Annotated in this window: 15 protein-coding genes, 1 tRNA gene and 2 pseudogenes; 14 read left to right on the top strand and 4 right to left on the bottom strand. The window is 41.1% G+C overall.

The window, feature by feature from the left end; all coding sequences use genetic code 11:
- Window positions 1–281: 281 nt before the first annotated feature.
- From FTV43_RS08635 to FTV43_RS08680, 10 genes and pseudogenes are all read left to right on the top strand, one after another.
- Window positions 282–2,381 (top strand): carbon starvation CstA family protein, encoded by a 2,100-nt coding sequence (locus FTV43_RS08635; RefSeq protein ID WP_179995342.1) that lies wholly within the window; start codon window positions 282–284, stop codon window positions 2,379–2,381.
- A 10-nt stretch (window positions 2,382–2,391) separates the two neighbouring features.
- Window positions 2,392–2,697: a YbdD/YjiX family protein gene (locus FTV43_RS08640; RefSeq protein WP_179995343.1), complete on the top strand. Its 306-nt coding sequence runs from the start codon at window positions 2,392–2,394 to the stop codon at window positions 2,695–2,697.
- A 157-nt stretch (window positions 2,698–2,854) separates the two neighbouring features.
- A complete protein-coding gene (locus tag FTV43_RS08645) occupies window positions 2,855–3,814 on the top strand; it encodes a MoxR family ATPase (protein WP_104853219.1) in 960 nt (319 codons plus the stop codon).
- Between the two features lie 7 nt (window positions 3,815–3,821).
- The gene (locus FTV43_RS08650) at window positions 3,822–4,730 is read left to right on the top strand and encodes a DUF58 domain-containing protein (RefSeq protein WP_179995344.1); all 909 of its coding nucleotides are present in this window, start codon (window positions 3,822–3,824) and stop codon (window positions 4,728–4,730) included.
- A 5-nt stretch (window positions 4,731–4,735) separates the two neighbouring features.
- Complete coding sequence (locus FTV43_RS08655; protein ID WP_179989321.1) at window positions 4,736–6,763, top strand: DUF3488 and transglutaminase-like domain-containing protein; 2,028 nt, start codon at window positions 4,736–4,738, stop codon at window positions 6,761–6,763.
- 32 nt (window positions 6,764–6,795) lie between these two features.
- Window positions 6,796–6,872: transfer RNA gene (locus FTV43_RS08660), tRNA-Val, on the top strand.
- A 225-nt stretch (window positions 6,873–7,097) separates the two neighbouring features.
- Window positions 7,098–7,634, top strand: a pseudogene (locus tag FTV43_RS08665) (ABC transporter permease); the annotation flags it as partial.
- A 116-nt stretch (window positions 7,635–7,750) separates the two neighbouring features.
- Window positions 7,751–7,930, top strand: a complete 180-nt coding sequence (locus tag FTV43_RS08670) for a hypothetical protein (protein ID WP_004971601.1) — start codon at window positions 7,751–7,753, stop codon at window positions 7,928–7,930.
- Window positions 7,931–8,348: 418 nt separating this feature from the next.
- On the top strand, window positions 8,349–9,671 hold the full coding sequence (locus FTV43_RS08675; RefSeq protein ID WP_096901065.1) for an NCS2 family permease: 1,323 nt from the start codon (window positions 8,349–8,351) through the stop codon (window positions 9,669–9,671).
- Between the two features lie 99 nt (window positions 9,672–9,770).
- On the top strand, window positions 9,771–10,772 hold the full coding sequence (locus FTV43_RS08680; RefSeq protein WP_096901064.1) for an adenosine deaminase: 1,002 nt from the start codon (window positions 9,771–9,773) through the stop codon (window positions 10,770–10,772).
- Between the two features lie 105 nt (window positions 10,773–10,877).
- Here FTV43_RS08680 and FTV43_RS08685 read toward each other — a convergent pair.
- Window positions 10,878–11,313, bottom strand: a pseudogene (locus FTV43_RS08685) (cytochrome b).
- A 511-nt stretch (window positions 11,314–11,824) separates the two neighbouring features.
- Between FTV43_RS08685 and FTV43_RS08690 the strand changes: the two are divergent.
- Complete coding sequence (locus FTV43_RS08690) at window positions 11,825–12,211, top strand: hypothetical protein (protein ID WP_004971594.1); 387 nt, start codon at window positions 11,825–11,827, stop codon at window positions 12,209–12,211.
- A 94-nt stretch (window positions 12,212–12,305) separates the two neighbouring features.
- Entirely contained in the window at window positions 12,306–12,887 is a 582-nt protein-coding gene (gene rnhB, locus FTV43_RS08695; protein WP_004971591.1) for a ribonuclease HII, read from the top strand.
- Between the two features lie 138 nt (window positions 12,888–13,025).
- On the opposite strand, the gene csrA is transcribed toward rnhB, so the two are convergent.
- From csrA to alaS, 3 genes are all read right to left on the bottom strand, one after another.
- Window positions 13,026–13,280 (bottom strand): carbon storage regulator CsrA, encoded by a 255-nt coding sequence (csrA, locus tag FTV43_RS08700; protein ID WP_004971589.1) that lies wholly within the window; start codon window positions 13,278–13,280, stop codon window positions 13,026–13,028.
- Window positions 13,281–13,530: 250 nt separating this feature from the next.
- Window positions 13,531–14,811 (bottom strand): aspartate kinase, encoded by a 1,281-nt coding sequence (locus tag FTV43_RS08705; protein ID WP_004971586.1) that lies wholly within the window; start codon window positions 14,809–14,811, stop codon window positions 13,531–13,533.
- A 65-nt stretch (window positions 14,812–14,876) separates the two neighbouring features.
- Complete coding sequence (gene alaS, locus FTV43_RS08710; RefSeq protein WP_179995345.1) at window positions 14,877–17,570, bottom strand: alanine--tRNA ligase; 2,694 nt, start codon at window positions 17,568–17,570, stop codon at window positions 14,877–14,879.
- 462 nt (window positions 17,571–18,032) lie between these two features.
- Between alaS and gap the strand changes: the two genes are divergently transcribed.
- The gene (gene gap / locus FTV43_RS08715; protein WP_179995346.1) at window positions 18,033–19,067 is read left to right on the top strand and encodes a type I glyceraldehyde-3-phosphate dehydrogenase; all 1,035 of its coding nucleotides are present in this window, start codon (window positions 18,033–18,035) and stop codon (window positions 19,065–19,067) included.
- Between the two features lie 135 nt (window positions 19,068–19,202).
- Complete coding sequence (locus FTV43_RS08720; protein WP_004971580.1) at window positions 19,203–19,517, top strand: hypothetical protein; 315 nt, start codon at window positions 19,203–19,205, stop codon at window positions 19,515–19,517.
- The last annotated feature ends 55 nt before the right edge of the window (window positions 19,518–19,572 follow it).

Here is a 19,572-nt window from a genome sequence, read left to right on the forward strand (position 1 = left end):
TCATGAAATACGGTATTCTGATGTGACAAAACCTGAATCCTGGTCGTTAAAGTGTTTGTTTGCACTCATATTTTAACTGTTAGGACTCAGGTTTTTTTATTTAAAGCAAACTATGGGACAGCAGTGGATCATTCCCCCCTTTTTTGTTGATTTGATTATGTGGTAAAAGAATAGGTGAAAAATACAATAAAAGGAGCAACATCACACAAGGAATCTCGGAAATTAAGCTTCATCTCGAAAAATAGTAAATGCTTAAAATGTAACAATAAAGAGAGAGTGACATGGAATCAGTTCAACCGAAGTCAGGCCTGACTTCAAAAATTATATGGCTCTTGGTTGCCGTACTGGGTGCAGTATCTTTTGGGATATTGGCAGTCAGTAGAGGCGAACACGTCAATGCAGTCTGGTTAGTTTTAGCTGCGGTCTGTGTCTATAGCATTGCATACCGCTTCTACAGTTTATTTATTGCCACCAAAGTATTTGAGTTAAATGAGCGACGCTTAACGCCCGCACATCGTTTGGGTGACGGTTTAGATTATGTGCCCACCAATAAAAGTGTGTTATTTGGTCACCACTTTGCCGCGATTGCAGGTGCAGGCCCTTTAGTTGGGCCTATTCTTGCAGCACAAATGGGTTATTTACCTGGCACGATCTGGCTTTTAGTCGGGGTGGTGTTGGCAGGTGCAGTCCAAGACTTTTTGGTTTTGTTTATTTCTACACGTCGTGATGGGCGTTCTTTGGGAGAAATGGCAAAACAAGAGTTGGGTTCATTTGCTGGTGTGATTGTCATGCTGGGTGCGCTGGGCGTGATGGTGATTATTCTTGCCGTACTCGCTTTGGTTGTCGTGAAAGCTTTAACCAATAGTCCGTGGGGCGTATTTAGTATTGCAGCCACCATCCCAATTGCGATTTTCATGGGCATTTATATGCGTTTTATTCGCCCGGGGAAAATTGCTGAGGTTTCCATTATTGGTTTTGTCCTGATGATGATGGGTATTATTTATGGTGAAAATGTTGCACAGCATCCATTTTGGGGGCCTTTATTTACTTTAAGTGGCACAGAATTAACGTGGTGTTTAATTGCCTACGGTTTTATTGCTTCAGTTTTGCCAGTGTGGTTGTTATTGGCGCCACGTGATTATTTATCGACGTTCTTAAAAATTGGTGTTATTGCGGGTTTGGCTGTCGGGATTGTGTTTGCAATGCCTGAAATGAAGATGCCTGCGGTGACCCATTTTATTGATGGTACAGGGCCAGTATTTGCGGGTTCATTGTTCCCATTCTTATTTATTACCATTGCCTGCGGTGCGATTTCAGGTTTCCACGCATTAGTGTCTTCAGGTACGACGCCAAAACTAGTCAATAACGAAAAAGACATTCGGATGATTGGTTATGGCGGCATGTTGATGGAGTCTTTCGTGGCAATCATGGCAATGATTTGTGCCACGGTGCTAGACCCAGGCGTGTACTTTGCCATTAATGCACCCACTGCAGTTTTAGGTACAACGGTGGAAAGTGCAGCAGAAGCGGTACGAAATTTAGGCTTTGTAGTGACTCCTGAGGCTTTAACCATTTTGGCAAAAGAAGTCGGTGAAAGCTCGATTCTGTCACGTACGGGTGGTGCGCCAACGTTTGCAATTGGTATGGCACATATCATCACCGAGATTTTTAATAACCGCTCAATGATGGCATTCTGGTATCACTTTGCCATTTTATTTGAAGCCTTATTTATTTTAACTGCAGTAGATGCGGGCACACGTGCTTGCCGTTTTATGGTGCAAGATACTGTAGGTATTGTTATTCCTGCAGTGAAAAATTCACATAACTTCTTTGGTAACTTGCTTGGCACAGCAGTTGCGGTGGCTGGTTGGGGCTTCTTCGTCTACCAAGGCGTGGTCGATCCTTTAGGCGGTATTAACAGCTTATGGCCACTGTTTGGTATTGGTAACCAAATTTTGGCAGCGATGGCACTCATTTTAGGTACAGTGATTCTGTTTAAAATGAAAAAAGAAAAATATGTTTGGGTGACGATTATCCCAACGGTTTTCTTGTTCATTACTTCAATGACCGCAGGCTGGCAAAAGATTTTCCATGACAATCCAAAAATTGGTTTCTTGGCGCAAGCGGATCGTTTCAGTGCAGCAATTCAACGTAATGAAATTTTAGCACCTGCTAAAACAGTGACTGAAATGCAAACCATTGTGATGTCCAATCAAATTAATGCCGTGTTATGTGGTTTCTTTATGATTGTGGCATTTGTGATGTTGTTCGCTGCCATTGGGGTGATTCGTCGTGCATTGGCAAATCCAACGCCAACCGTACATGAAGCCGAAGCGATTTATCGCGATCCTGAAACGATTCAGCCGAATAGCGGTCATTAGGAGTGAGCACATGATTAAGCTTAAATTTGCCCAACAAGGTAAAACGGTGATTTACAACATCATTAAAATGACCATCATGTCGCAAAAGGATTTAATTTTGAATCCGAAAAACTGGTCGCGTATCGCAACTTTATGGCAGCGTTTGCAACAAAGTTTTCGTTTAATGGTCGGTGTACCTGATTATCAGAATTATTTGGAACACATGCGTAAGCATCATCCAGATTTAGAAGCCATGGATCCGAAGACTTTTTATCGCTACTGTGTCGATGCGCGTTATCCATCGGCAAAAGGTGGTTTGAGAAAGTGTCCGTGTTAATCCCGTATCACGATGGAAACGTATAGAGATACGAGCTGTTTAAAACTTACTTTTTTAGGCAGTTTAGAATATCTCGAGGATTTCTTTGGAAATTTAGCAAAACGGTGTATGTTTAAACATGCGCCGTTTTTTATTGGGGATAAGGGGATTTACTGTGATTTGGGGTACAGAAAAAGTTCAAAAACAACAACTGACGCAAGCGCAGCAACAGCTCAATGCACAGATTGAATCTTATGCTGGAAAAATTCAGGCTTTTTTGACTGAAATTAATACCATTATTTTAGATAAAGAACAGCAGACCAAATTGGCGTTAAGTTGTTTGTTGGCGGGCGGGCATGTGCTTTTTGAAGATTTACCCGGATTAGGCAAAACCACCTTATCGAGTGCTTTATCGCACTTGGCGGGTCTGCAATTTCAGCGCATTCAGTTTACCAATGACATGCTGGCCAGTGATGTGATTGGCGTGAATATGTTTAATCAAAAAGAACATCAATTTGAGTTTAAGCAAGGCCCTATTTTTACCCAAATTTTATTGGCAGATGAAATTAACCGTTGTTCGCCTAAAACCCAAAGTGCCTTGTTGGAAGCGATGGAAGAAGGCGCGGTTACGGTGGATGGTGTGCGTTATAGCTTGCCGCAACCTTTTTGGGTGATTGCCACACAAAACCCACTGTTTCAAAGTGGTACTTATGCGCTGCCAGAATCACAGCTCGATCGTTTTTTAATGCGTCTGTCTTTGGGTTATCCATCGCGTTTTGCTGAAAAAATGCTGTTGCAACAAAACTCCAGACATGCGCTGATTGCCAGTTTGGCCCATATTTTTACTGAAACAGAAATTTTAAATTTACAGCAATTGGTCACAGAAATTTATGTGTCAGATACCGCGCTAGACTACTTACTCGACTTAGCCGCAGAAACCCGTAAAGCGCGTCACGGATTATCTACCCGTGGTGTTTTGGCACTTAAAAAAGCAGCGCAAGCACATGCCTTAATTGAGCAACGCAGTTTTGTCACTGCCGATGATATTCAAGCGGTATTTGTGGCAGTTGCCGCACATCGTATTGGATTGAGTGAGGCAGAAACTTTGCATGTGATGCAACAGGTTAAAGTGAGTTAGTACACGCATGTTTAAGCAGGCATGGCAAAACTGGATCAAGACACGTTTTAAGTTTGATCGACACAAAACCTTAAAACAAAAAGATATTTTGGTTTTTATTTACCAACAGGGCTATCTGTATTTAGTGCTGATTTTGATCACGTTTATTGCAGGCGTGAATTATGGCAATAACCTGATTTTAGGCTTTTGCTTTTTGATCAGTGCCATTTTATGTATCAGTTTTTATTTGACCTTTAAGCAGCTGCATGAATTAGAGATTGAAATTGTGACCACCGAAGTTGGGCAAGTAGGTGAAGTATTGCAATTACAATTGCATTTCAAACAAGAGGTCGCGCAGGCACGCTATTTATGGATTAAAGCCGATCATCAATTAGAAAAGGTTCTTATTCAAGACACTCAGCAGCAGTATGTGTTGACATTTTTTGCAGCGCAACGTGGGCAGTTTCATTATCCTTATTTACACATTTATTCGGTTTATCCTTTTGGCTTGGTACGTGCGTGGACTTATTTGAATTTGTCACGTACCGCGTGGGTGGCACCCAAAGCCGCCATGTATAGCGCAGAGAATAAACAGCATCAACACAGCTTTCAACCCGATTTAGACGAGTTTCGTGAGCTGTGTGATTTTCAATTGGGCGATTCCTTACAAGCCGTGTCGTGGAAGCAAGCGGCACGCGGTCAGGGCTTATATGTGAAAGTTTTTGAACAATATCAGGATCAACAGAGTATCGACATTCACTATGAACACATGCCTGCACCGACTCACGAAGAAAAACTAAGTTTGATGATGGGCTTAGTTGAACAATGTGAACAACAACAGTTGAATTATGCGATGTTTTTGCCGCATGCGACCCTTGAAAAAGGCGTAGGCGAGCGGCAGTTGAAACAGGCAAAAATTCTTTTGGCACAGGCTTGATGATCATGCACAATTCGATTCAGCAATCTATTCTGCTTAGCCTGATCTTAATTTTGGCTGCTCACATGCTGTTTAGCCCTGTGGCATTGAGTGTCATTTTCGGACTCATGTTGTTGCTGTTGTATCTTCACTATAAAAACAAGACAGCGCGTATTTCTAAAGTTTGGACTTATGGATTGACCTGTTGTGCCTTAGCCAGCATTTATTTGAGTTATAAAAGCCTGATTGGTGTAGAGGCAGGGGTTGCCTTATTAAGCACCTTTTTGTTTGCCAAAGCTTTAGAAAGTCATACTCAGCGCGACCTGATTATTTTATTTAATTTTGCGCTTTTTGTGAGCGCCAGTTCATTTTTATACAGCCAGAGCATGTGGATGACCGTGTTGGTCATTCTATGTTTAATCAGTTGTTTAATTGGGTTATATCGGATTCAAAAAAGTGCATTTTCAGATTATGCATCGCGTCATTCGAGCAGGCAAGATGCAAAGCATGACCTTAAAAATGTCGCCAAGTTTATCGCATACGCTTTGCCATTCTTTTTATTATTGTTTTTATTCTTTCCACGTTTACCGCCATTGTGGCATGTACCTATTCCTGATGCCAAAGGCGTGACAGGTATTAGTGACACGATGTCACCGGGCGATATTGCCGAATTATCACAATCTTCTGCTTTGGCATTTCGTATTGTGGGGAATATGCAGCAACTGCCGCCACGTTCAAAACTATATTGGCGGGCGATGGTACTTGATCAATATGATGGTCGCACATGGACAAGCAATTTTAGCAATCAACAACCCGTTCAGGCAGCACAATTACAGCCAGAGCAAGTCGATTTTCAGTATCAATATATTGCCGCAGACCCACGTGCACAGTGGATTATGGCGCTGGAAAAATCTGTACCGAATCAACACGGTTATGTATTACGCCGTGATTGGAGTATGGTGCCACAGCGTCAAAATGGTCGGATTCAACCCATTGCTTTGCAGTGGGTTGGGGAATCCGCACGTATTCAAGGGGATGATGCACAGAACGAGCGTTATCGACGCTTTAGCCAGCGTTTAAATGTTCAGGTACAGACGCAATCTGACCCAAAAGCTCAGCAATTTGCCCTGCAGATGTTTGCTCAAAGTCAGCAACAACCTGAACGCTACGTGCAGAATGTATTGCAGTGGTATCGCAATAATGGCTTTAGTTATACCTTAAAACCTGGAATGCTCGGACAAAATCGAGTCGATGAATTCTTGTTTCAGAGTAAGCAAGGTTTTTGTGAACATTATGCCTCAAGTTTTGCCTTATTGATGCGTTATGTCGGGATTCCAGCGCGTGTAGTCGTGGGCTATCAGGGTGGGGAACTTGCACCCGATGGACAAAGCTGGGAAGTACGACAGCAAGATGCACATGCTTGGACAGAAGTGTTGCTCAATCAACAATGGGTACGCATAGACCCGACAGCCATCATTGCACCTCAACGTATAGATGATGGTATGCAAAACCTAATGGCAGATGATCGGGCCGTTTTGGGTGCTGACACACAAATGTGGCAATACCAACATTCTAATTTTATTCGTTCTTTACGGGTGTGGAGTGATTATGCAAGTTATCAATGGCAAAGCAAGGTCGTGGGTTATGATGCCGAGTCACAGCGTCACTGGTTTGGACGCTTAGGGCTGCACTCAAACTATGCTTTGGCAGCGGTGTTGGTTTCAAGTATTCTCATGATCTTAGCAGGGTATTTTGGCTGGATTTTTTGGAAAAAACGTCAGCAAGGTTCTCGCATAAATCGTGCCTTAGACAAATTTTCTAAAAGATTGCCCGCTCAGTTGCAAAAACAGGATGCAGAAACAGTGAGTGTGTGGATGCAGCGTTTAGCAGCGCAGGTAGATGCAAATGAACAAGAGGCATTTAAGCGTTTAGGCGTGTGCTATCAACAATATTCTTATGCGCCTGAACATGACCGTGTTTCAGAGCAGGTGTTTTTTGATTTGCTTAAAACTTGCTCGGATGTGTTGAAAAAACACAGAAAGGACTTGTCTTAAAAATCAAAACTGAATATGATGCGAAGCACTTTAGGCGTATAGCTCAGTTGGTTAGAGCGCTACGTTGACATCGTAGAGGTCTCCAGTTCGAGTCTGGATATGCCTACCAATACATTAAAATTATATGTTGTTACATAACTTTATATAAGTAATAAAGCTCTGAATTATAACGATTTAGGGCTTTTTTATTGCTTTTCTTAAAGATACATAAATTCGCTTATAGTTTAAAAATATGTACACAGTGGTGTACACATGTAAGTTTTCGGCTTATTTTGCACTAATTGGTTTTTATTTTGCACTAGAGCTTTGAAGCCTCTTTCCACATTTCATTTGTGCACTGATTCGTGAGCGAGAACATGGCACCATTGAGCATTTAATGGTTATGCCAGTCACGGTTTTTGAAATTATGCTGGCAAAGGTTTTATCGATGAGCCTTGTGGTGCTTTTAGCAGCTTTTTTAGGCTTAAAAGTAGTGGTGCAGGGGGCATTGCAGGTACCCATAGAAGGAGGTTTGTTGTTGTTTTTCTTTGGAGCCTTGCTGACCTTATTTGCAACAACCTCAATGGGTATATACATGGCAACCGTGTCTAAATCGATGCCGCAATTTGGTTTGCTGATGATGCTTATTTTGATTCCCTTGCAAATGTTGTCTGGGGCAAGTACACCACGAGAAAGCATGCCAGAAATTATTCAAAATATCATGTTGATTGCAACGACAATGCATTTTGTAACATTGGCGCAAGCAATTTTATACCGAAATGCAGGATTGGATGTGGTCTGGCCTTCCTTTCTATGGTTAATCGCAATTGCAACAACATTTTTCTATGTATCTTGGAAACGTTTTAAAAATACCATTCATACAATGGCTTAATGTAATAGATTGAGTTTGATCGCTGAAGCACAAATTTTGACTGGGGCGTATTAAGAGTTACACCGCGCATAATTTTTGCTAATATGTATGAAAATTGTTCAATAAAAGTAAATGACATGAAACACATTCTTGTGCCAGTTTTGGTGGTGTTGGTCGTTTTATTAGGTTATCTCGTTTACTTGGAAGAGGAAACGCGAAAGCAGGCAGAACTGAACCGAGTTTTGACTGAATCTGCAAATTTATCGCTAGAAAAAACAGAAGCGGCTACACCACAGATTTTGCAAGTCACAGAATAAGCGTAGAAATTTCTAACATAATGTGTGGTAATTGCTTTATTCATCACACTTTTGTGTGCTTCACTTTATCGTAAAATTTTATCTTTAATTCAAAAAACTAGAATTTTTAAAAAATCCCTATGGTATAATTTGCCAATTGAAACTGCTTCATCACAACTCAAAGGCATTACTTTTGAGAGTGACTGAAGTAAAAAAAAGATGAACAAAGCTGCATAAAATTTATGCGGCTTTTTTATTTAGCATTCCGAATTTTTGATTTTGATAAAATCAAATGCTTGATTGTGAATTAAGTTTATCTTTTTCATGTAATTTTACATGCTCATTGGGCAAATCCATTGCCGCAACTGACACAGGCTTTTAAGTGCTGACTTAAAATTGCGTCATGCTGCAAATTCAGTTTATTTACAGGGGCTAGGTCATGACGACTCCTAATCCATCCTCAGCGGGAATGCTTGAGCGCTTATTCAAATTAAGCGAAAACAAGACCACATTCCGTACCGAGATTTTGGCGGGTGTAACCACATTCTTAACCATGTGTTACATCATTATTGTCAATCCGATGATTTTATCTGAAACAGGAATGGATCATGGAGCTGTCTTTGTCGCCACCTGTTTAGCCGCAGCTATTGGCTGCTTGGTGATGGGAATTGTTGCCAATTACCCAATCGCACTCGCACCAGGCATGGGGCTAAACGCCTATTTCACTTACTCGGTTTGTTTAGGCATGGGTGTGCCTTGGCAAACGGCTTTGGCTGCAGTTTTTGTATCAGGGATTATTTTCATTGCCATTAGCATGTTTAAAATCCGTGAAGCCATTGTTAATGCCATTCCCATGTCATTAAAACTAGCCATTGGCGGTGGTATTGGTTTATTCCTAGCTTTAATCGCCCTAAAAAATGCAGGTGTTATTGTTGATAATCCTGCGACTTTGGTGGGCTTGGGTGACTTAAAACAACCATCAGTACTGTTAGCGCTACTTGGCTTTTTAATGGTTGTAGTAATGCATCACTTTAAAGTACGTGGTGCAATTATCATCAGTATTTTGGTGCTGACTGCTATTTCAACAGCTTTAGGTTTAAGCGAATTTAAAGGTGTGGTTGGTGAAATTCCATCTATTGCACCTACTTTTATGCAAATGGACTTTGAAGGTCTATTTACAGCAAGTTTAATTGGCGTAATTTTCGTATTTTTCTTAGTCGATTTATTCGACTCTACAGGTACTTTAGTGGGTGTTTCACACCGTGCAGGCTTGTTGCAAGATGGTAAATTACCCCGTTTGAAAAAAGCACTTTTTGCCGATTCTTCTGCAATTGTTGCAGGTGCGGCATTGGGTACATCTTCAACAACGCCGTATATTGAATCATCTGCAGGTGTTGCAGCGGGTGGTCGTACAGGCTTAACCGCAGTGATTGTTGGCTTGTTGTTTATTGCCTGTTTGTTCTTGGCACCACTTGCGCAATCGGTACCAGGTTTTGCGACTGCACCTGCCTTGTTATTTGTGGGTGTGTTGATGATTCAAGGCATTGTGCATATTGATTGGGATGACATCACCGAAGCCGTGCCTGCATTCTTAACAGTCGTGTTCATGCCATTTACTTATTCTATTGCCGATGGCATCGCTATGGGCTTTATTAGCTATGCGCTGATTAAACTACTCACTGGCAAAGCCAAGTCTGTACCTTATATGGTGTGGATTATTGCTGCACTTTGGGCATTAAAATTTGCCATGTTTGGCGGTTAATATTCTTAAACTGAAAAGGGGTGTAAACTCAGTTTGCACCCTTTTTTATTTTGATCAATTTTTTAATATTCTCCCATAAAATAGCAAAAAGGACAGAACATGAATCAACTTGAGCTAATCTGTGCATTACCTAAAGCAGAATTGCATGTGCATATTGAAGGTACTTTTGAACCTGAATTGATGTTTGCTATTGCGCAGCGCAACCAAATTGACATCCCTTATCAGTCCGTAGAAGAAGTCAAACAAGCATATAACTTTCATAACTTGCAGTCTTTTTTAGATATTTATTATGCAGGCGCACAAGTGTTGGTGCATGAGCAAGATTTTTACGATTTGGCTTGGGCATATTTTGAAAAATGTGTTGAAGACCGTGTGGTACATACCGAAATGTTTTTTGATCCGCAAACCCATACCGAGCGTGGTGTGGCATTTGCAACCGTGATTAATGGCTTACAACGTGCTTGTGATGATGCGCAAACAAAATTAGGCATCAGTTCAAATTTAATTATGTGTTTCTTGCGTCATTTAAGCGAAGATGCAGCATTTGCCACACTTGAACAGGCTTTGCCTTATAAAGATCAAATTATCGCAGTGGGTTTGGACTCAAGCGAAGTTGGACATCCACCTTCAAAGTTTGAACGTGTCTTTGCCAAAGCACGTGAAGCAGGCTTTTTAGTCGTGGCACATGCAGGCGAAGAAGGGCCAGCCGAATATGTTTGGGAAGCATTAGATTTACTGAAAGTAAACCGTATTGATCATGGTGTGCGTTCTGAAGAAGATCCTGTATTAATGCAACGTCTAATTGCAGAGAAAATGCCGCTCACGGTCTGTCCATTGAGTAATTTAAAGCTATGCGTAGTGGATGATATGGCACAGCACAACATCCGCCGTTTATTGCAGCAGGGTGTTAAAGTGACAGTTAATTCAGATGATCCATCTTATTTTGGTGGTTATATGAATGATAACTTTGTTGCTATTAGCCAAGCTTTAGATTTAAGCAATGCTGAATTAAAACAATTGGCGGTTAATTCTTTTGAAGCTTCATTTATTTCGGCTGAAGAAAAGCAAAAATGGATTGAGCAAATTCAAGCATTGGGATGAGTTAAACTGAATTTAGATTAGCTTAGACTACAAAAAAGCAGCTTAATTTAAGCTGCTTTTTTGTGGGAGAACGATTTGAATCGCTTTAAACTCAAGCTTTAAAAATTATTTACCTTGTTGCGTCATACTACGCAATACATCGTCTTTATCTATAAAGTGATGTTTAAGTGCTGCAAGCATATGCCCAACCACCATTGCCCCTGCAAACCATGACAAATAAGTATGCACAGGTTTAACAATTGCTAATAGTTCGGGGTTCTTATCCACCAAGGCTGGAATTTCAAATAAATACAACACAGGCACAGGTTTACCCACGCTCCAGCTAAACAAACAGTCCGTGATTGGAATCGCAATCAGCATAAAATACAGACCTAGATGTCCTAAATGCGCTAGTGTTTTCATCAACGGTGACATGCTGTCAGGCAGTTGTGGCGCAGGGTGGGTGTAACGCCAAAATAAGCGAATCACCAATAAAAATAATCGCCATGAGCCAATGTAAAACTTGTGCGGTACGGGTGTAATATGAATGAGAACTGTTCATGTTGTGTTTCAGGCGAATAGTGTGCTTGCATGCTAAACAACAGCATGTAGCGAAAAAAGTATCCACCTGCAACGGAGTGTTGAAAATCTGCAACGCTGCAAAAAAAATAGCGTTCTTGAGGGGGCTGTTGATATTTCATAAATAGTTTGCGCTGTAGGCTAAAACTGAGCAGATCAGGCATGAAACGCAGGGAATAGCGAGACTATTGCCAAGTTTCATAACGCAATCTGAGAAAGTTTTAGCCACAGCCTTTCAGGACAAGCATATTTTTTGCTGCTATTGCGTTATGAGTCAGTCATTTAGAATGACTAAATTTCCTACCTCATGCCTTATATCAGCTAAAAAATATGCGTTGTCGCAAACATAGAAAAATTGTCAACAGCCCCTAGCCTTAAGCCTAAGCACATGAATGTAGAAATTGCAAAAAGCTATTCCTTCGTCAAACAAGTTTAGGCACAATAGCGGCATTGTTTCACTCAAATGACTTGAATATTAAATACAGGAAATATCCATGAAAAAACTACTCGCTGTATTGGCACCTATCGCTTTGGTTTTATCTGCATGTACCACCACTACAGGTACTACTACAGGAACGACAACTGCACCGACAGCAACTCAACAATTGGGTATGGCGGCGATTAAAATTGCAATTAATGCCAAGTGTGTGACTGAATTAAACAACATTCCTGCATGGCACACTGCGACACGTGTTATGACACCAACGCAAAAGCAAAATGTTCAAGCTGAAATTTGTGGTTGTGTTAGTGAAAAAGCACCACAAAATGTGACTGCAGTAGATTTAGCCACTGCAGCAATTGACCCTGCTGCACGTGCAACCATTGTGAGCAATGCAGTATCTCGAACCATTAATGCATGTGTGGCAGAAGCAGTAAGATAAGTTTTACCGATTCTGTAAAATTAAAAATGGTGCGTTGTGACTCGCATCGTAAGATAGGCTGAAGATTTCAGCCTATTTTTTCTGGAAAAAGATGATGAAAATTGCAGGTGTAGATGAAGCAGGACGTGGGCCTTTAGTGGGTTCTGTTGTCGCTGCGGCAGTTATTTTAGATCCGAATAACCCGATTGAAGGTTTGAATGACTCTAAAAAGCTGACTGAAAAAAAACGTGAAAAGTTGTTTGTTGAAATTCAGGAAAAGGCTTTGGCTTGGGCAATTGCAGAAGCCTCTGCAGCCGAAATTGATGAGCTGAATATTTTGCAAGCATCTTTATTGGCGATGCGCCGTGCGGTGGAAGCCTTGTCTATTCAACCTGAACATGTCTTAGTCGATGGCAATAAAATTCCACAAGGTTTAGCAATGTCTTGTGACGCAGTTGTTGGGGGTGATGCATTGCATGCAGAAATTTCAGCAGCTAGTATTTTAGCTAAAGTGGCGCGTGACCGTGAAATGGTATTGCTTGATCAAGCATTTCCACAATTTGGTTTTGCTAAACACAAAGGTTATCCAACCAAAGCACATTTTGAAGCCATTGCACAGCATGGTGTAATTGCGGCACATCGACGTAGTTTTGCACCTGTGCGTAAGGCTTTAGAGTTAATGGAAAACTCACAGTAATTTTCATGCAAAACTTGTGCTGAGTTGCCTGTAAAATAGCTTTTACATGATTTGAATCAGGGCAAGTTTTTAAAAAGCATTCAGCAGAAAAATTTAAAGCGGCAAATGAGCCGCTTTATATTCAATTACCTTAATCGTTTAACGATTAAAGTCATTTTGCGAGTAGTTATCTTCTTCAAATGAAGGTTGATAATCTTGATCTAAATGTTGCAAATGCTCATGCATGGCACGCTCGTGTTGAATACGTTGATAGATTTCTTCACGATGAACCGATACTTCTTTCGGGGCATTTACACCAATACGAACTTGGTTACCTTTGACACCAAGCACAGTCACGCTGACTTGGTCCCCAATCATTAATGTTTCTCCGACACGTCGGGTCAGAATCAGCATGTTTATCTCCTTGCAAAATGCTAAACCTGCATTGATTTTTAAAGCAATTTAAAAGTCACAACCAAATAAAAACCAGTAAATTTTAACGGAACGTATCATTATTTATTTTATAAGATACAGCGCTGCCAAAATTTATGAAAGCATGTTGCTCAATATAACAGAGCCACTATAAAAAAAACTATAGTGGCTCTATTTTTTTGTACTTTTTCGCAAAATTTGTCAGACAATTACATTTTCTGACAGGGGCGTATTAAGCGCGTGCGCTAGACTCACCGCTTTCACGATCTAGACCAAATACAGTGTGTAAAGTACGTACTGCAAGCTCTAAATAGTTTTCTTCAATAATGACTGAAATTTTAATTTCAGAAGTAGAAATCATTAGAATGTTGATGCCTTCATCTGCAAGTGCAGTAAACATTTTGCTTGCAACACCTGCGTGTGAACGCATACCTACACCTACGATAGATACTTTCACGATGTCACCACGTGTAGCGACTTCACGTGCACCAATTTCTTTGGCAGTTGCTTCAAGAATTGATTTTGCTTTGGCAAGTTCGCCACGGTTTACAGTAAAAGTAAAGTCGGTAGTACCATCTTCTTCTACGTTTTGGATGATCATGTCAACTTCAACATTGGCAGCGCCAATAGGTGACAAGATTTTAGATGCAATACCTGGCTCATCAGGCACACCTAAAATAGTTAATTTTGCTTCGTCACGGTTAAACGCGATACCTGAGATGATAGGTTGTTCCATGTTGTCTTCCAATTCAGTAGTAATGAGTGTGCCGACATTTTGTTTAAAATCTTCGTCGAATGCGCCATCATTGTCATTATCAAAACTTGATAATACACGTAAAGGTACTTGGTATTTACCTGCAAATTCAACCGCACGAATTTGCAATACTTTAGAACCTAAAGAAGCCATTTCTAGCATTTCTTCAAAAGAAATACGATCTACTTTTTTGGCTTTTGGTGCAACGCGTGGGTCTGTGGTGTAAACGCCATCTACGTCAGTGTAAATTTGACATTCATCGGCTTTCAATGCAGCAGCAAGTGCAACGCCAGAAGTATCAGAACCGCCACGACCTAAAGTCGTGGTGTTACCTTCAGCATCAAACCCTTGGAAACCAGCAACCACAATCACACGGCCTGCGTCTAGGTTTTCAGTTAACACGTCAGTATTAATCGCTTCAATACGTGCTTTGGTAAATGCGCTGTCAGTTTGAATACCAACTTGGCGACCAGTTAGTGATTTTGCTGCAACGCCAATAGAATTCAGCGCCATCGCTAACATCGAAATCGTCACCTGTTCGCCTGTAGACACCATTTGGTCTAATTCACGCGGATCAGGGGTTTCGGTAATGGCTTTCGCGAGAGCGAGTAGGCGATTGGTTTCGCCACTCATGGCAGAAACGACAACCACTACTTTGTGGCCATGATCATGCCAGCGCTTCACACGACGAGCAACATTTAAAATGCGCTCGGGAGTACCCATTGAGGTACCGCCATATTTTTGAACGATTAGTGCCATAGTTGTTCCATATAAGCCATGACCCCGAATTTACCTGCTCAGGGTCAGTTACACAAAAAGTGAGATTATTTTGCCGCAAGCCAAGCAGTTAAACCTGCCATCACCGTTGCAAAGTTCTCGTTAAGTGGCGCGCCACCTTGTGCCAAATCAGGTTTACCACCACCTTTACCACCTAGTTCTGTAGCCAAGTGTTTGATGATGTCTCCTGCTTTAATCGTAGCAGTAAAGTCTGGTGCAACAGAAGCGATTAAGCTGACTTTATCGCCTTCTACACCTGCAAGTACAATCACTGCTTGGTCGAGTTTGGATTTTACACCGTCGTGCAAATTACGCAGTGATTTTGCATCCATATTTTGTACAGTGGTAATGAGCGTGGTACGTCCAGCAAGTTCTTGTACTTGACTTAAAAGTTCAGCTGCTTGGAAGTGCGCTAATTTTTGATTGAGCTGTTCAATCTGCTTTTGAAGGCTAGATGCTGTATCGACCAATGTATTTACTTTTTCTAAAGTTTGGTCTTTTTGTGCTTTCAACAAAGCATTGATGCTGTTGATATCGCGTTCAGTTTTTTGAACGGCTTCAACGGCTTTGCTGCCTGTAATTGCTTCAATACGACGTACACCAGCTGCAACACCACCTTCAGAGATGATTTTGAATAGACCAATATCACCTGTACGTTTCACGTGAATACCGCCACAAAGTTCAATGGAGAAGTTTTTATCTTCAATGATTGAACCCATAGAAAGTACGCGAACTTCATCGCCATACTTTTCACCAAATAGCATCATTGCGCCTTTGGCTTTGGCTGCTTCAATATCCAGTAATTCAGTAGAAACTGCGGTATTGGCAATGACTTCTGCATTTACCAAACGCTCAATTTCTTGCAATTGTTCAAATGACACAGGTTGGTCATTGGCAAAGTCAAAACGTAAAATATCAGAAGCAACCAACGAACCTTTTTGCTGTACGTGTGCGCCTAAAACTTGACGTAAGGCAGCGTGCAATAAGTGTGTTGCAGAGTGGTTGCGTGCAGTTGCTTCGCGGATGTCTGCTTTTACAATCGCTTCTACCGCTTGCGCAGCTTTTAAACTGCCCATGGTGACAATACCTTGATGAACAAAGGCACCGCCAGATTTTTTGGTGTCTTGAACTTCAAAAATACCTGTTTCGTTTTTGAATAGACCTGTATCGCCAATTTGACCACCGCTTTCTGCATAGAATGGGGTTTGGTTAAGTACGATTAAAGCTTCATCGCCTTCAACCACTTCATCGACTTGTTCGCCATCTTTATAAATAGCCACAATTTGACCCTGACCAGTTGTTGAGTCATAGCCATCAAATTGAGTTTCACCTTCAACTTTTACAATTGAGTTGTAGTCAACTGCAAATTTACCTGCATCGCGTGCACGTTGACGTTGCGCTGCCATTTCAACTTCAAAGCCTGCTTCGTCAATGGTCAAGTCGCGTTCACGTGCAATGTCTGCTGTTAAATCTGTTGGGAAGCCATAAGTGTCATATAGTTTAAATACTACTTCACCAGGAATGACTGAGCCTTTAAGCTGTGCCAATTCACCCTCAAGCAATTTCAAACCTTGCTCAAGCGTTTTGGCAAATTGTTCTTCTTCTTTTAGAAGTTGCGCTTCAATACGCGCTTGTTGTGCTGCAAGTTCAGGATAGGCCTGACCCATCACCTCAATTAAAGGCTGAAGCATTTTGTGGAAGAATGAACCTGTTGCGCCAAGCTTGTTGCCGTGACGTACTGCACGACGAATAATACGACGCAATACATAACCACGACCTTCATTCGATGGATTCACGCCATCGGCAATTAGGAAGCAGCAAGAACGAGCGTGGTCAGCAACTACTTTGAGTGAAGCAGGGTAGTCTACAGGCTTGCCAGTTTGCTGTGCAGTTACTTCAAGAGCAGTCGTGTCTAAACCAATAATCTGTGCTGCATTTTTGAGTAAGTGCTGGAACAGATCAATTTCGTAGTTAGAGTTGACGTGTTGCAATACTGCAGAAATACGCTCCAAGCCCATGCCTGTATCTACAGACGGTGCTGGAAGTGGGTGTAATACACCATCTGCAGTGCGGTTGAACTGCATGAATACGTTGTTCCAAATTTCAATGAAACGGTCGCCATCTTCTTCAGGTGTGCCTGGTAAGCCACCCCAGATATGATCGCCATGATCATAGAAAATTTCAGAACACGGACCGCAAGGACCTGTATCACCCATTGCCCAGAAGTTGTCTGAAGCATATTGGCCGCCTTTGTTATCGCCAATACGGATAATACGAGAAGCATCTAAACCAATTTCTTTGTTCCAGATGTCAAATGCTTCATCATCGGTGTGGTAAACCGTGGCATATAAACGGTCTTTTGGTAGCGCTAACCATTGTTCACTGGTTAAAAATTCCCAAGCAAATTTAATTGCATCACGTTTGAAATAATCACCAAACGAGAAGTTACCTAACATTTCAAAGAAAGTATGGTGACGTGCGGTATAACCCACATTGTCTAAATCGTTATGTTTACCGCCTGCACGCACACATTTTTGTGACGATACAGCACGTACATAATCACGTTTTTCTAACCCAAGGAAACAGTCTTTAAACTGGTTCATACCTGCATTGGTAAATAACAGGGTTGGGTCATTGGCGGGTACTAGAGAACTCGATGCGACACGTGTATGCCCTTGCGATTCAAAGTAACGCAAAAATGCTTCACGAATTTCAGCTGATGTCATAAAACGAGTACTCACAACCAAGTCACTCCATAAATTCCGATTTGGCTAAACGCAAGACAGTCTGACAAAAATAATTCTTTTGCTGTCATGCAGGCTTAAAATTTTAAAAACGCCAAATTATAACGGAAAAAGCCATTATCACCAATCATTTTAGTGTGAATAGATGACAATTCTGACGCAAACTTGGTTGCGATTACGCAGAATAAATCTTTGCAATAGAAGATGATGAACATTTACATTCAAAATAAGCGTTTACTGTAGGTCACGGAGTATGCCGAACTGCCATAAAGTAGAATACAAAATTTAAGAAAACGTAAATGTAAGCTAGAAAGTCAAAGCTGATATTTTTGATTTGCCGAATTAAACAACAAATTGCGTGAAAATTCGCAGAATTGATCTGATTTTTTTCAGTAAGGCCTCAAAATCTATTAACATAGTCTGTGCTTAAATTTTGATTTCATTATGAAAGGATCGGTCATGCAACGAGTGGCAATCAATGGCTTTGGTAGAATCGGGCGCAATGTGCTGCGGGCTTGGTTTGAAAATCCCAAAGACTTTCATTTTGAAATCGTCGCCATAAATGACATTGCCGATGTAGAAACCTTGGTTCATTTATTTAAATATGACAGTACCCATGGTCGTTTTAAAGGACAGGTGGAAATTAGCCTCGAAAATGAACAGATTTTTTTGAATATTTCTGCAGGTTTGGCGCAATTAAAAGTTCAGGTGTTGAATCAGGCTCAACCTGCGCAATTACCGTGGCAAGCCTTAAATGTTGATGTGGTATTGGAATGTACAGGGTTGTTCCGTTCCCGCGAGGCGGCAACGCAGCATATTACTGCGGGCGCCAAACGTGTAATTATTGGTGCTGCACCATTCGATACTGTAGATGCTGCGATTGTTTATGGTGTGAATCATCATGAAGTCAAAAGTACCGACCAAATTATTTCCAGCGTATCTTGTACCACGCAGGCTTTAGTACCATTAGTTAAAATCATTGATGATGCTTTCGGAATTGATACCGCATTAATGACTGAAATTCATGCAGTCACAGCCGATCAAACTGTATTGGATCAAGCACACCGTGATTTACGTCGTGCGCGTGCATCAGGGCAAAATATTATTCCTACAACTTCATCTGCCTTGGGTGCATTAAAACAAGTCATGCCAAAAATGGCAGATCGGATTGATGGTTACTCGATTCGTGTACCGACCATTAATGTTGCAGTTATTGATTTAACTTTTATTTCTCAGTCACCAATTACGGTGCACAAATTGAATCAGGTGTTGTGTGCTTCGGCAGCGCATGATTATGCCGAAATTATGCAAGTGACCGATGAGCCTTTGGTATCGAGCGACTTTAACCATTCACCTTATTCTTTAATTGTCGATTTAAGTCAAACCATGGTCGTGGGTCATCAAGCCAAAGTTTTTGCGTGGTATGACAACGAGTGGGGTTATGCCAACCGTTTACTAGATTTGTGTGAATCTTTTAGTCAGCGGGCGGTGTAAGCGGCTACTTTTTAAGACATATACAAAGTGTGAAAAGCGTGTAATAGTGATGACAGATTTTACACTTCGTATTCACGGTTAATTCACTGATTGATATAACAAAGTTTGCATAGAAAATTTGAATAGAGTAGTGGCATGATGATTATTTTATTGTGGGGATTTATTTTTTTGCTGGCACTTGCTGTCATTTTTCTGATTTGGTTGCAATTTAAAAATCAGGCAGACAGCAGCAGCGACGTGCAGCATCAACAGCAAGTCGAGCAAAAAGTATTACATTTAGAAGAGCATCTAAAAAAGACGTTGGAGATTATGCAAGATTTGGCTAAAAAGATGCAGGTTCAGCAAGATGCGCTAGATAAAACCGTGCAAAAAACCGCACAGCTTGAAATGCAAAATGCTGAGTTGGTCAGTTTATTGGCAAAGGCGGTGAAATCAAATCAGGACTTTTAAATGATGGCTTTGAAAGATGTGGTGTATTCATATTTTTTTACCGCATATTTCAGAA

The sequence above is a fragment of the Acinetobacter sp. YH16053 genome (assembly GCF_013417035.1).
Lineage (GTDB): Bacteria > Pseudomonadota > Gammaproteobacteria > Pseudomonadales > Moraxellaceae > Acinetobacter > Acinetobacter towneri.